The following is a 14,481-nucleotide window of genomic DNA, read 5'->3' as shown; positions in this document are numbered from 1 at the left end:
TCGAACGCTGTTGAAATCATTTCTTTTTACCTGCATATAATTCCAATACCTTTGGAAGAAATTTAGAAAGATGCAGGCTTCCATTCAGAAAACCATTGATTTTGTACAAAAAACTTTAGCAAATGCCGAAGCTGGTCATGACTGGTTTCATATTGAGCGTGTTTTTAAAACTGCGCTAACCATTAATGAGCAAGAAAAAGGTGATGAACAGGTTGTGGCTTTTGCAGCATTATTGCACGATATTGCCGATCCTAAATTTAATAATGGCGATGAAGATTTAGGGCCAAATATTGCTGAGTCTTTTTTAGTTTCCATTGCTATCGATCCCCAAACTATCGCACATGTTAAACTGATTATTCAAAACATGTCGTTCAAAAATAGCTTCGATGGTGATAGATTTACGTCAAAAGAAATGGAGATTGTTCAGGATGCTGATCGTTTAGATGCAATTGGTGCCATCGGAATTGCCAGGGCTTTTACTTATGGCGGGTTTAAAAACAGGGTACTTTACGATCCGGAGATTAAACCTGAAACGCATTTAACAAAAGAAACTTATAAAAACACCACCGCACCAACCATTGATCACTTTTACGAGAAATTACTTTTATTGAAAGATTTGATGAATACAGAAGCCGGAAGTGCCATAGCAGCAGAAAGACATCAATTTATGCTGCTTTATCTTGATCATTTTTATAAAGAGTGGGATGGCAAATAACCGGTAAAAAGACTATTATAAAATACCTATTAGTAGGTATTTCAGAACAATGCATCAGCACTTAACTTTATAAAAATTAATTCTCATGCATGCTTACAAACTAAAATACCACAAAAACAGTGTGTTGTTAATCGCGATGGTTGGCATTCCTGTATTCTTCATCTCATTGATGTTATATTGTCTTTTTAGTTTACCTACCTCTTTATCCGAACTTTCCATTTTAATTTTAGTTTCCTTATCCATCGTTTCGATGGCACTGATCTTATTGTGGATCACAAAAACACAGATTTTTGTACGCAGCAAGGTAATGATCAATGAAAAAGGAATCAGTTTTAAATTAAAAAGCACTTCATTTTTTTACAGAAGAACTGATTTTTTCTGTGGCTGGGAGCACATAACCAGTGTAACCGAAATGTTCGATAACCACAATGGGGGTTATTTTTATCAAATTGCCTTTAACAATCCTGACTTTGTAGCCAATTTCAGTCCGCTTAAAAATCATGAAAAAGAAGCAGATCGTTTCTTTTCCGAACTTCAATATTATCAAGACAGTTTTGATATTGCGCATCAATTTCCCTTAAGCAGAAAATTGAACCCATCGGGTAACTTTAGTTAAACTACGATTATTCCCATTTGGAATAGATTAAATAAATCTATTTACTAATTTTTTTAGTTATTAAACTATATTTGTTAGTAAATACATATTCCTATGTCTGATCGAATTCGTGAAAAATTAAATATTCTTGCTGACGCCGCTAAATATGATGTTTCTTGTTCATCAAGCGGCGGCACGAGAAAAAATACAAATAAAGGCCTTGGCGACAGTCACTCTTCGGGCATATGCCATACGTACACTGAAGATGGCCGATGTGTTTCACTTTTAAAAATCCTTTTAACCAATCATTGTATTTACGATTGCCTGTTTTGCGTTTCGCGGAAAAGTAACGACGTAAAACGCGCAGCTTTTACGGTGGATGAAGTGGTAGAACTGACCATGAATTTTTATCGTCGCAATTATATTGAAGGCTTGTTTCTAAGTTCTGGAATTTTTAAAAATGCCGATTTTACTATGGAACGCCTGCTTTTGGTAGTAAAAAAACTGCGATTGGAACAAAATTACAATGGTTATATCCATCTAAAAACTATACCCGGGGCCAGCGATGAATTAATTAAAGAAGCTGGTTTATATGCTGATCGGATGAGTATTAATTTAGAAATGCCAACCGAAGCGGGCTTAAAACTTTTGGCACCAGAAAAAAATCACAATGATGTAATTAAACCCTTAGCCTTTGTTCAACAGCAAATTACCCAGTTTTCTGCAGATAAAAAACTAATTAAACATGTACCCAAATTTGTACCCGCAGGCCAAAGTACGCAAATGGTAATTGGTGCCACCCCCGAAAGTGATAAAGACATCATGTATACTGCAAATGCTTTTTATAAGAATTTCTCATTAAAAAGGGTGTACTATTCAGGTTATGTTCCCATTAGCAATGATACCCGAATGCCTATCCTCGGTACACAACCACCGCTTTTAAGAGAAAACCGATTGTATCAAACGGATTGGTTAATGCGTTTTTACGGTTTTAAGGTACAGGAAATCTTAAATGATGCCAATCCTAATCTAGACGTCGATATTGATCCGAAATTAAGCTGGGCCATCCGGAATATGCAGCATTTCCCTGTAGACATTAATACCGCTGACTATAAGATGATCCTTCGCATACCTGGTATCGGGGTCATGTCTGCTCAAAAAATTGTTCAGGCCAGAAAATTTGGAAAACTCAGAATTGATCAGTTAAAAAAAATTGGTGTTGCTTACAATAGGGCTAAACATTTTATTATTTGCCTGGATAGCCCCTATCAATTAAAAGATTACCAGGGTACACAGATTAAAGCATTTATTTTAGCAGAAAGTCAAAGCAAGTATTTAAAAACGGACAGCAACCAGATGATTTTATTTTAAGGGGTTCTTATCTCCGAAGTAATTAAGGCGTTGCGTCATTCCTAACCTGATTGAGAATCTAAAAGCTTACTGTATAAAGATTTTCACCTATGCGGTAATGACGAGCGATATAAAATTTTCAATATAATAAACCTATGACCTACATTATTGATGGATCGCTTCAAGGGCTTTTAACAGCAGTTTTCGAATGGTTTGAACGCAAGCCAGGAAAAGCCACGTTAAAATCTTCAGCAATTTTTCAACCGGAAGCATTTGTAGAAAGTTTTACGGTAACCACACATCATGAAAAAGCAGATCGGGTTTGGGCAGGATTACAAAAAAAACTTAAAAAAAATTGGTTACGTCAATTTTATTGCAGCTACTTATCAGAAATTCCAGAAGCTTATAATCACCTTTTTCAATTTGCTATTTATATCTTTCAAAATCAGCCCGGAGCTGAAAGCAATTTTGGCAATGCGCATGTAATGGCACTATCAAAATATGCACGGAGTGTAGAAAGAGAAAAACACAGGATGGAAGCGTTTATTCGTTTTCAAAAAACAGGGGATGGAATATTTTATGCCGGTATTGATCCCGACTTTAATGTGTTGCCTTTAATCTCGAACCATTTTAAAAACCGTTATGCCGATCAGCAATGGGTAATTTATGACTTAAAACGCAAATACGGACTGCATTATAATTTAACCTCGGTAGAGGAAATTACGATAAGCTTTAGTAGTGTGAATAAACAAAATCCGGCTCCGGTTTTAATGGATGAAGGAGAAGCCTTATACTCCACCTTGTGGAAAGATTATTTTAAAAGTGCCAATATTGTTGCCCGAAAAAACACCAAGTTGCATTTGCAGCACGTACCAAAAAGGTATTGGAAGTATTTAACTGAAAAAGCAATTTCTTAAACGTTTTAGTCGCCATTTTAGCCATGTTAAAGTTAAAAACGACATTCCATTACATCCTACCTGTGACGAAAACCACCCTATCTTTTATCTGATTTATAACCTAAGTTAACATTCAGCGTCATGATTGTGTAGGGTTAAAACTTAAAATTGATATGATGCATTAGCTTTAAAATAGAAAACTTACTGCCATGCTGACACGCACATTCTTAATTAGGCTGAAAAGATTGACAGTTTGGTGAAAATTTGTCCCTCAAAACCTCTTGGCATAAAAAGTGTTAATTGTATGCTTAGTTAAAAAACTCAAATCAAAATAAAAAAATAATAAAAGTTATGGCGTTAAACCTTAAACCAATTGCTGGCAGTTCGAACAGAGTAATAGTTGAACCGGCTGCGGCAGAAGAAAAAACTGCATCGGGTTTGTATATCCCTGATACTGCTAAAGAAAAACCATCTAAAGGAACTGTAGTTTCTGTTTCTGAAGAAGATTCTGAAGGTAAAAAAGCGAGTGTAAAAGTTGGCGATGTTGTAATTTATGGTAAATACGGTGGTACCGAATTCCCTTACGAAGGTAAAGATTACCTAATTATGCGCGAAACTGATATTTACGCTGTAGTAGGGTAATAATTTAGGGTTGATGACTGGATCTCGAATGAGTAAATTCAGCATTAATCAACAAATAAAATAATAATGTTAAAATGAGAAGAATATAAATCCAATCATTTTCTCATAAAATCATCCAAAATTTAAAAGAAATGTCAAAACAAGTAAAATATAACGTAGAAGCACGCGACGCCCTGAAAAGAGGTGTTGATATTCTTGCAAATGCAGTAAAAGTAACTTTAGGTCCAAAAGGCCGTAATGTAATTATCGATAAGAAATTCGGTTCACCAGCAATCACTAAAGATGGTGTTACTGTGGCTAAAGAAATCGAATTAAAAGATGCTGTTGAGAACATGGGTGCTCAAATGGTTAAAGAAGTAGCTTCAAAAACAGCTGATATTGCTGGTGATGGTACTACAACTGCAACTGTTTTGGCTCAGGCAATTATCACTACGGGTATTAAAAACGTTGCTGCAGGTGCAAACCCAATGGATTTGAAACGCGGTATCGATAAAGCGGTTACTGCTGTTGTAGAAAACTTAAAATCTCAATCGCAGGCGGTTGGTGATGACAACAATAAAATTAAACAAGTTGCATCTATCTCAGCTAACAATGATGAGGTAATCGGTTCGTTAATTGCAGAGGCAATGAGCAAAGTTGGTAAAGATGGTGTAATTACTGTTGAAGAAGCAAAAGGTACTGAAACTGAAGTTAAAACAGTAGAAGGTATGCAGTTTGACAGGGGTTATTTATCTCCATATTTTGTAACCAATGCAGATAAAATGGAAGCTGAATTAGAAAATCCTTACATTTTAATCTACGACAAAAAAATCAGCAACATGAAAGAATTGTTGCCTGTTTTAGAAAAAACTGTTCAAACTGGTAAACCTTTGGTAATCATTTCTGAAGATTTAGATGGTGAAGCTTTAGCTACTTTGGTAGTGAACAAAATCCGTGGTTCGTTAAAAGTTGTAGCTGTTAAAGCTCCAGGTTTTGGCGATAGAAGAAAAGCAATGTTAGAAGATATCGCAATCTTAACCGGCGGTATTGTTGTTTCTGAAGAAAGAGGTTACAAATTAGAAAATGCTGATTTAACTTACTTAGGATCTGCTGAAAAAGTTGTTGTTGATAAAGACAATACAACTGTGATCAACGGTGCAGGAAATTCAGAAGATATTAAATCTCGCGTTAGCCAGATCAAATCTCAGATTGAAACCACTACTTCTGATTACGATAAAGAAAAATTACAAGAGCGTTTGGCTAAATTAGCTGGCGGTGTTGCTGTTCTTTATGTTGGTGCAGCTAGTGAAGTTGAAATGAAAGAGAAAAAAGACCGTGTTGATGATGCTTTACACGCAACCCGTGCGGCTGTAGAAGAAGGTATTGTTGCTGGTGGTGGTGTTGCTTTTATCCGTGCGGTTGAAGCTTTAGCTAACCTAAAAGGTGCTAACGAGGATGAAAATACTGGTATTCAGATCATCCGTCGTGCAATTGAGGAGCCATTACGTCAAATTTGCGAAAACGCAGGTATCGAAGGTTCTATCGTAGTACAAAAAGTTAAAGAAGGTACAGCTGATTTTGGTTACAATGCACGTACTGATGTTTACGAAAACTTAATTGGTGCAGGTGTTATCGACCCAACTAAAGTAAGCCGTGTAGCATTAGAAAACGCAGCATCTATTGCAGCCATGTTATTAACTACAGAAGTTGTTTTAGCAGACGAACCTGAAGAAGGTGGTGCTCCAATGCCTCCAATGGGCGGCGGCGGTATGGGCGGTATGATGTAATATTTCCCCTTCAGCGAAAACATTTCGTGTAAAAATATTCCCCCAAGGCACAAAGCCTTGGGGGTTTTTTTATGCCTTAAAACCATCATAAACGAAGCTTTAATGCCCATATAACCTACTCATTTAGTTATTGTTGGTGTAAAATTTTGAATCTGTATTTCCAAAATAACGTTCTTTGATATGAATATTTATTGACGCGTCTTAGGTTCGATACTCATTTCTGAGGTTGGATATAGTAAGTTTCACTAAGCTTCCAGAACGCAATAAAATCATTCCCTAGTGTTAGAGATATATGAAGATTCGTTGTAAAAGGAAATGGCTTTTTTTTGTCCTATTTTTTGGGGCAATTCTATATGCGTCAACAAGTTATTCCCAGGTTGTTATTGGCACAGTAGATCCAGGGCCATTTACACCAGGCAGCACCATTGCTGTACCTTTCACTGTACCTGCAACCTGTATATCGCAGGGTAATATCTTTCAGTTATACTTATCCGATCAAAATGGAAATTTCGGTGCAGAAACACTCATTGGAAGTTATAACGGATTTTACAGTACTTATATCAATGGGAAGCTTCCGGCAGGGCTTACCGCAGGAACTGGATACAGGGTAAGGGTAAAATCTACCAATCCAGCATCAGTGAGTGCAGCTTCTACCGCATTTGAAGTAAAGGCAGGAACGGCAGTTGAAGCGAAATTAACTTCAACATTATTAAATGCCACAAGCGACGAAACTTTCGGTACCTGTATCGGCAGGGCCAACAACTCATTTTCACTCACAAACGAATCTACGGCAAATAGCACCGTTACCGCTTCCATCAGTGATGAAGTAAACGGTGGCGCACCATCACAATTGAGCTTTACTACCGCAATACAGAGTTTTACCGCGCAACAGGTACATTATACCATTTATACCAAAGCAGTAATGCCGAATGGTACTGTGGCTACAAAGGCTTATTTGCTGATCAATAATAAAGCGATAACCGCATTTGCCAACACAGGAAATACCGTATTGTGTTTACCATCGGCCAACTTTAACTTTAACGTAGATGTAACGTCAGTTTCGGGTATTCAAAACAACTTTCCCGGAGATATTTATACCATTACATGGGGTGATCAGTCTACAACAACCCATACGCTTTGCGAAATTATTGCAAACGGAGGTAAGGTAACGCATGCTTACACCAAATCATCGTGCGGAAGTGTTTCTACATCAAGTGCGGGCACAATTTATAATGCTTTTGATGTATCTATCAGGGTATCGAATGCTTTTTGCAGCACAATGGGTACGCCTGTTTCTTCATCTGCTAAAGTGGTGGTAAAGCCGATAAATTCATTTACCTATAACAACCCGGGCTGTACCGGTGCAAATATTACCTTTGTTAATACTTCTGTTTTAGGCGAAAATCCAAACACCAACACACCAGCCTGTACCCCAAATAATATAACTTATGATTGGTATGTTGATGGGGTAATTAAAGCGGCTGATAAACCAAAATCGTACAATTTTGTTTATAGTTTTCCAACTCACGGTGAGCATAAAATAAAGCTGGTTTCTAAAAATATTACCGGAGAGTGTGATGCTGATCCGGTGGAGATGACAATCTGTATCCAGGATCCACCAAAACCCGCCTTTAGCATTACACCGAGTACAATCTGCTCTGGAACTACATTAAAACCCACTGATCTTTCAATTTTAGATAATACCTGTAACGCAGCCAATAGCTATTCTTGGTCGGTTACCCCGGCAGTGGGTTTTACAGGAGGAACAAGCGCAACAAGCCGGGAGCCGATATTTAATTTTACTAATCCAGGCACTTATAGGGTTACTTTAAGCATCAGTACACCATCTTGCGGCGTAATTATTAGCGCACCGCAAACTGTTGTGGTTAATCAGAGTCCTGTAGCAACACTTTCGCCTGATATTACGCTTTGCAATTTAGCCACTTACGATTTCAATAACACCACAACGGGCCCAACCAAAACTTCAATCTCAGGTACAACACTTGATTTAGCCGATACTTACACATGGACAGTTACCCCTACCGGAACCGGCACATATAGTTTTACAGGAGGCACAACAGCGAATTCAAAATATCCATCTATAAAATTTGATAGCTACGATACTTATACAATCAAAGTTATCCATAAAAATAATTGCGGTACCGCAGAAGATACGCAAGTATTAACATTTAGCACAGCTCCTGTAGTTAACGCCGGAGCAGATCAAAGTATCTGTTTCAACGACCCGAGTTTTACACTCAGCGCAACAATAACAGGTACTACTTCAACTCAAACTTGGGTTGGCGGTCAGGGAATTTTTACACCCAACAGAAACGATTTAAACGCAGTTTATACACCTACTGCAGCCGAAAAAACCGCAGGAACCGTTACTTTACAACTTCGCGTAACAACGGCACTGGCAGCACCCTGCAACCAGATTAATGATGATATCATCTTAAAAATTAAACCGGATATCAGTTTAACAAGCGCAGCCAGTAAAACCATTTGTACAGGTAATAATGTAGGGTATACGCCCACATCAGCCGTGGCGGGCGTTACATACACCTGGACGGCCACCGGAACTGCTATTGGCTACACTGCAAATGGTACTGGCAATATTGGCGATGTGCTCACCAATTCAGATCCTACCACTGATGCGAACGTTACCTATACTATTATACCACATTTAGATGGTTGTGATGGAACACCATTCTCTTTCGTGGTAACCGTAAAACCTAACCCAATAGTATCGGCAACGGCACCTGGTACAATCTGTAATGCAACTTCATCAGCCATCACCCTATCAGCTAACCTGGCGAATGTAAACTACACCTATACCAGCACGGTAATGGGCGCTATAACCGGCAACAGCAACAGAACTGTAGCTGCTGCAGGCACACAGATAAATGATATTTTAACCAATTCTGGCACTACCGCAGGCTCAGTAAGTTATGTGGTTACACCAACATCAACAAACGGCTGCCCGGGTACGCCCATTACCATCACCATTACAGTTTTACCAAATGTAACCCTGGCAAATGCTGGTGCAGATGATGCAATTTGTAATGCTACCACTTATATTTTAAAAGGAAATGCTCCTGTAGTTGGCACGGGTAAATGGGCTGTTGTTTCTGCACCTACGGCCTTAACTTTTGCAGATGATACTCAAAGCAATACTACGGTTTCCGGATTGCAGGCAGGCAATACTTATACATTAAGGTGGACAATCAGCGATGCAAATTGCGCTGCATCCAGCGATGATGTGGTGATTACGGTAAATCCCCTTAGTATTGGAGGAACAACAGCGGGTGATGTAGATGTATGTGCAGGAGCAAATGGAGGAAACATTACCTTAAGCGGGCAGGTTGGAAACGTAATCCGCTGGGAAAAATCGATTGATAATGGTGTAACCTGGTCTACCATTACTTCTACAGCAAATCCATATGTATTTTCTAACCTTGCCATCACCACAAAATACCGTGCGGTGGTACAAAGTGGCAGCTGCGCAGAAGCCATATCAACAGTAACCACTATTACAGTAAACCCAGGCACAGTAGCCGCAAATGCAGGTGCAGATCAAAGCTTATGTAGTGGAAATGGCATTACCTTAAACGGAAACAATCCTGCGCCAAACACGGGTTTATGGACACTGGTTTCTTCACAAACGGGTATCGTTATCACCAATCCTACGCTATATAACACCACTGTAACGGGCTTGGTGCCTGGCCAAACCTATACTTTCAGGTGGACAATTTCTGGTTTTAACGGCTGTCCGCCTTCTGTAGATGAAGTTACAATTGTTTACTACCCACCGGTTACCAATAACATCAATCCTTTAGCTGGAGCAACTTGCTCGGGGCAGAGCATTACCATAACAGGAGATACACCGACAGGTGGAACAGGTACATTTGCTTATCAATGGCAAAGCAGCGCTGACGGAAATACATGGATAAATGTTCCATCGGCAACAAATAAGGATTTAACTTTGGTAGTAAGCCTATCTACTTATTTCAGGCGATTGGTGAACAGTACCATTTGTACCTCCATCAGCAATTCGATCCAGGTTACCGTTTTGCCAGGTTTAACCAATAATACGATTTCTGCAGATCAAAATATTTGTACCGGATCGGCAGCTGCACAATTAACAGGCAGCACGCCAAGTGGAGGCAGTGGTACTTATGCTTATCAATGGCAATCGAGCACTAACGGAACCATATGGACAGATGTATTGGGTGCAACCGGAATAAGTTTTACCCCGCAAACACCTGCTGCAACTATCTATTACAGACGAGCTGTAAGTGGCGGTGCGTGTAGCAACAATATTAGCAACCAGATAAAAATAACGGTAAATCTGCCTGCCAAAGCAGAAATCACTTACAATAATAATGTGGGCTGTGCGCCTTTTATTCTTGATGCAAACAATATTGCTGCAACTTTATATCCAGACAGGAACAACATTTATACCTGGTTTGCCAATAATGTACAAATTGGAACGGGACCAACTTTTCCTGGTTACACCATTTTAAACGGAAACGAAACTGTAACCATTAAACTTGTTGTAACCAGTGGTTTAGGCTGTAATAGCGATGAAAAAAGTGAAATATTTACCAGCCTTCCTGTAATTAACCCTTCATTTACAGCAAGTACAACTGATGGCTGTGGGCCACTTAATGTAACGTTCACCAATACCACAACCCCAATTAATGGCGCAACCTATAAATGGAATTTCGACAATGGTACAACTTCAAATCTGGCTCAGCCACCAGCAATCACTTTTCAGGCAGATCCGACCGGTAAAGATGCTGTATACAATGTTACCTTAGAAACCACTGTTCCCTGCGGACCTCCAATTATAAAAACAGTAACGGTTACGGTGCATGCAAAACCTATTTCGGTATTTTCTCCGGATAAAACCATAGGGTGTTCGGATCTGCTCGTTAATTTTAACAATACTTCTCCAGAAAGTACAGGTACTACCTATACCTACGATTTTGGTGATGGCAGTACCCCTGAAATCTATCCTGACAGAAGAAAAGTAAGCCATACCTTTAGTACGCTTGTGGTTAAAGATTTTATAGTAACCATGACCGCGAAAAACAGCTGTGGTACCAGTACATCCAGCAATACCATTGTAGTTTCGCCAAATAACGTAATTGCAGAACTGGTTGTTAACGGAAACGAGAAAAAAGGCTGTGCACCATGGAAAGTAAATTTCGTAAACAATTCAAGCGGTGCCAATCGGTTTATTTACACCTTTACCAACGAAGATACTGGCGAAATTATTCAACTCCCTTCTAACACCACGGGCGTTTTCCCTTACACTTTTACCAAAGCAGGTAAATACACCATTAAACTGGATGCGGAAAATGATTGTTCAAAAAATTTCACTACCGAAACGGTAACTGTACTTGCCCAACCTACAGCAAGTTTCAGTGCCGATAAAACAACAGGTTGTACCAACCTTGCCGTTAAATTTAAAAACACGAGTGTTGGCGCCATCAGTTACAGCTGGGATTTTGGTGATGGTTCACCAATTTCGAATGAGTTTGAGCCTCAGCATACCTATACAGGATCAAATGCAAATTACGCCGTAACCTTAACCACTACAAATAGTTTAACCTGTACCAATAGTACCACAATAGCCGATTTTATTCATATTGTTGCCCCGCCGGTAGCCACATTTACCGTTACACCCGGTAATGAAACTTCTATTCCAAATTATACATTTGGCTTTAAAGATGTAAGCCCGAATGCGGTAAGCTGGCAATGGACATTTGGCGATGGATCGGGATCTACCTTACAAAATCCAACCCATACCTATGCAAACGAGGGCACTTACAATGTAACCCTCAAAGTGCTCAATAAAGAAGGTTGTTCTTCTACTACATTCCAATCCGTAAGAATTATCGGTGTACCCGGGTTTTTGAACATTCCGAATTCATTTATGCCTGCAAGTGCGAAGAACGAGATCAAAATTTTTAAAGCCAAGGGCCGTGGCATAAAAGAATGGCAAATGTCTGTTTTCAATAAATGGGGCCAACTGCTATGGGAAACAAGTAAACTTGATGATGGCTCGCCGATTGAAGGTTGGGATGGTACCTATAAGGGCCAGGAACAGCCACAGGGTGTTTATTACTGGAAAATAGATATAAAATTTATTAATGGCAGCGATTGGAAAGGGATGAGTTATGATTCTTCACCTCCACGTAAAACGGGCGTAATATATTTAATAAGATGATGAGGAGAAGGATAATATTGGTTTTGTTTATAATGGTGCTTCCGCTGATGATGTTAGCGCAGGACCATATTTTTTCGCAGTTTTATAATGCGCCGATTTACTTAAATCCGGCGTTAACGGGGCAATTTGAAGGCGACATTAGGTTTAATGCCCTATACCGCAATCAATGGACTGGTTTGGCAAGCGACTTTTCGTACATGAGTGCTTCCGGAGACCTCAACCTCCATCAGATAAACAGCGGTGTTGGACTTATTTTTAACCGCAGCAGCGAGGGTACCGCTTACCTGGTAAAAAACAATATTGCATTAAGTTATTCGTATATTATTGGGGGTGATGACTTTACACTGTCGTTCGGATTGCAGGGTGGCATCACCAATCAGAAATTAAATTGGGATAAACTTGTTTTCGGCGATCAGATTGATATTAATACAGGCTATATTCCGGGCAGTGTTTCTGGTGCCGAGCGGCCAAGTGTAGATAGCCGGTTTTATCTTGATGCCAACGCTGGTGCAAACCTGGTTTATGGCAAATTTATGATGGGCCTGGCAGCGCATCACCTTAACCGTCCGGATGAATCATTATCGGGTTTCCAGGCTAAATTGCCCATGCGGATATCGGCCAATTTAAGTTACAAACTTACCCTGGCACCCGATGAGTACGACCGCGATGGAAATTACCTCATACCTTCTATTGTAGCCTACAAACAAGGCAATGTAAAATCATTCAGTGTAGGCATGCAATACAAATATGCAGGTATAAATGCAGGCATTTGGTACCGCAACGATGGCAATTCGAACGGAAGTGATGCAGTTGTTTTTTCTGTAATATTTGATATTTTCAACAGACGTACCAATGGCGAAAAATTCAGGCTGGGCATCAGTCACGATGCTACAACTTCAAAAATCAATTATAGCAATACAAGCGGGACATCCGAAATTGGGGTGGGTTACGAAAAGTATTTTCAAAATAGTTCAAGCGGTGGCCGGGCAAATGGCTTAAGATGTTACGATTTTTACTAATTTGCCATTGATAATTCAAGGCAATGAACGATATCCTAGATCAAAACCATTTCATTACACAGAGTGAAATCAATAAATTTTTATTGGCCACTCTCCTTTGCGGTATAATAGGCGCAGAACGCGAATACAGAAGTAAATCTGCCGGTCTTAAAACCATGATGATGATCGGTTTAGGAGCTACATTATTTACCATCCTATCCATTAAAATCGGACCAACCAGTCAGGACCGTATTGCATCCAATATTGTAACCGGAATTGGTTTTTTGGGTGCCGGAGTAATTTTTAAAGAAGAAAACCGGGTTAAAGGACTTACAACGGCCTGTATTATCTGGATTGTTGCTGCAATTGGTATGGCAGTAGGTTCTGGTTATTATGAACAGGCCATAGGGGTTACCATTGTGGTTTTACTTGCGCTGATTATTTTTCCTTTTTTAGAAGAAATTGGCGACCGCCGTTTCACTAAAAGAGTATATCGTATTGTTAAAAAACAGCATACCCATGGCAATTTAGAAAGCTATGAGGAAGTTTTTCGCGAGAGCAAACTTAAACCACAGCGCGGAAAACACCAATTGGCGGATAATATTATCACAGGGAACTGGATTGCTACCGGTACGCCACAAAACCATCAAAAATTTGTAGAGCGGATGCTTAAAGATGATGACATTATAGAGTTTGATTTTTAACCGAATCAAACAAATCAACCCTTTGGGTTTGTAATGGTAGTTTTTTCTCGTCAACCACCATTGTGTCCGACCAGCGATCGTGCCATGGGATACTTGGAGTACCTAAAGCACTTAACGCATTAAAAGGTATTGCCCTTACAATATTCCGAACTAATGCTTTTTGAAAAGACATATCAGTACCATCATAATTTACTGCCCTTGTACCAGTAATTAATTTACCTAACGATTTCCCGTTGCACATTGCCTCTGTCATAAACATTACTATGCCATAAAACAATAGCGTAATTAACCGTAAAGCCAGGTCATCAATATCATTTAAAAGGCTTCGCTTAAAAATGCCAATCACTATACCAAGTCCAAATGCAAGGATGTAAAATACGGCTGTATCTATAATATAATTAGCGAATCTTTTGCCAGAGCTGGCACGGCAGTATTCTAAATCAATTTCTTGATAACTGTTGTCGAAGTTCATTTTGAGGCGTTTATATTAGACCTTTCCAAGTTAAAATATTTTCACCATAGCGCAAAATTAATTTATCCAAAATCATAAAACAATCCTAGCTTTGTGTAACTATAA

General features: G+C 39.2%; 10 protein-coding genes. 9 read left to right on the top strand and 1 reads right to left on the bottom strand.

All coding sequences use genetic code 11. The features are described 5' to 3' along the window. Positions 1 to 70 precede the first annotated feature (70 nt). The 9 genes from ASE74_RS03575 to ASE74_RS03535 all read left to right on the top strand — a co-directional run bounded on the left by ASE74_RS03575 (position 71) and on the right by ASE74_RS03535 (position 13,904). Complete coding sequence (locus ASE74_RS03575) at positions 71 to 715, top strand: HD domain-containing protein (protein ID WP_055904274.1); 645 nt, start codon at positions 71 to 73, stop codon at positions 713 to 715. 85 nt (positions 716 to 800) lie between these two features. Beyond that, positions 801 to 1,331, top strand: a complete 531-nt coding sequence (locus tag ASE74_RS03570) for a hypothetical protein (protein ID WP_157255333.1) — start codon at positions 801 to 803, stop codon at positions 1,329 to 1,331. 93 nt (positions 1,332 to 1,424) lie between these two features. Beyond that, positions 1,425 to 2,681: a putative DNA modification/repair radical SAM protein gene (locus tag ASE74_RS03565; RefSeq protein ID WP_055904269.1), complete on the top strand. Its 1,257-nt coding sequence runs from the start codon at positions 1,425 to 1,427 to the stop codon at positions 2,679 to 2,681. Between the two features lie 134 nt (positions 2,682 to 2,815). After that, entirely contained in the window at positions 2,816 to 3,577 is a 762-nt protein-coding gene (locus ASE74_RS03560; protein ID WP_055904266.1) for a TIGR03915 family putative DNA repair protein, read from the top strand. 330 nt (positions 3,578 to 3,907) lie between these two features. Further along, a complete protein-coding gene (gene groES, locus ASE74_RS03555) occupies positions 3,908 to 4,198 on the top strand; it encodes a co-chaperone GroES (protein ID WP_025141798.1) in 291 nt (96 codons plus the stop codon). 131 nt (positions 4,199 to 4,329) lie between these two features. Beyond that, positions 4,330 to 5,964, top strand: a complete 1,635-nt coding sequence (gene groL / locus ASE74_RS03550) for a chaperonin GroEL (RefSeq protein ID WP_055904264.1) — start codon at positions 4,330 to 4,332, stop codon at positions 5,962 to 5,964. Between the two features lie 292 nt (positions 5,965 to 6,256). After that, positions 6,257 to 12,202 (top strand): PKD domain-containing protein, encoded by a 5,946-nt coding sequence (locus ASE74_RS03545; RefSeq protein WP_055904261.1) that lies wholly within the window; start codon positions 6,257 to 6,259, stop codon positions 12,200 to 12,202. Continuing rightward, positions 12,199 to 13,221, top strand: a complete 1,023-nt coding sequence (locus ASE74_RS03540; RefSeq protein WP_055904259.1) for a PorP/SprF family type IX secretion system membrane protein — start codon at positions 12,199 to 12,201, stop codon at positions 13,219 to 13,221. Before ASE74_RS03545 ends, ASE74_RS03540 begins: the two co-directional genes overlap by 4 nt. Positions 13,222 to 13,244: 23 nt before the next feature. Further along, entirely contained in the window at positions 13,245 to 13,904 is a 660-nt protein-coding gene (locus ASE74_RS03535; RefSeq protein ID WP_055904256.1) for an MgtC/SapB family protein, read from the top strand. Here ASE74_RS03535 and ASE74_RS03530 read toward each other — a convergent pair. Next, complete coding sequence (locus tag ASE74_RS03530) at positions 13,885 to 14,376, bottom strand: RDD family protein (RefSeq protein WP_055904253.1); 492 nt, start codon at positions 14,374 to 14,376, stop codon at positions 13,885 to 13,887. The two genes, ASE74_RS03535 and ASE74_RS03530, sit on opposite strands and share 20 nt — an antisense overlap. Positions 14,377 to 14,481: the final 105 nt, after the last annotated feature.

Origin of the sequence: Pedobacter sp. Leaf216 (assembly GCF_001421515.1) — a bacterium.
Classification (GTDB): Bacteria; Bacteroidota; Bacteroidia; order Sphingobacteriales; family Sphingobacteriaceae; genus Pedobacter.
The sequence above is the reverse complement of the archived record's forward strand: the minus strand, read 5'-3'. Positions and strand labels throughout refer to the sequence as shown.

Bases quoted from the DNA above. Each gene is read 5' to 3' on its own strand.
- groL (WP_055904264.1), top strand. From the start codon at position 4,330: ATGTCAAAACAAGTAAAATATAACGTAGAAGCACGCGACGCCCTGAAA.
- ASE74_RS03560 (WP_055904266.1), top strand. From the start codon at position 2,816: ATGACCTACATTATTGATGGATCGCTTCAAGGGCTTTTAACAGCAGTT.
- ASE74_RS03530 (WP_055904253.1), bottom strand. From the start codon at position 14,376: ATGAACTTCGACAACAGTTATCAAGAAATTGATTTAGAATACTGCCGT.
- groES (WP_025141798.1), top strand. From the start codon at position 3,908: ATGGCGTTAAACCTTAAACCAATTGCTGGCAGTTCGAACAGAGTAATA.
- ASE74_RS03540 (WP_055904259.1), top strand. From the start codon at position 12,199: ATGATGAGGAGAAGGATAATATTGGTTTTGTTTATAATGGTGCTTCCG.
- ASE74_RS03570 (WP_157255333.1), top strand. From the start codon at position 801: ATGCATGCTTACAAACTAAAATACCACAAAAACAGTGTGTTGTTAATC.
- ASE74_RS03535 (WP_055904256.1), top strand. From the start codon at position 13,245: ATGAACGATATCCTAGATCAAAACCATTTCATTACACAGAGTGAAATC.
- ASE74_RS03565 (WP_055904269.1), top strand. From the start codon at position 1,425: ATGTCTGATCGAATTCGTGAAAAATTAAATATTCTTGCTGACGCCGCT.
- ASE74_RS03545 (WP_055904261.1), top strand. From the start codon at position 6,257: ATGAAGATTCGTTGTAAAAGGAAATGGCTTTTTTTTGTCCTATTTTTT.
- ASE74_RS03575 (WP_055904274.1), top strand. From the start codon at position 71: ATGCAGGCTTCCATTCAGAAAACCATTGATTTTGTACAAAAAACTTTA.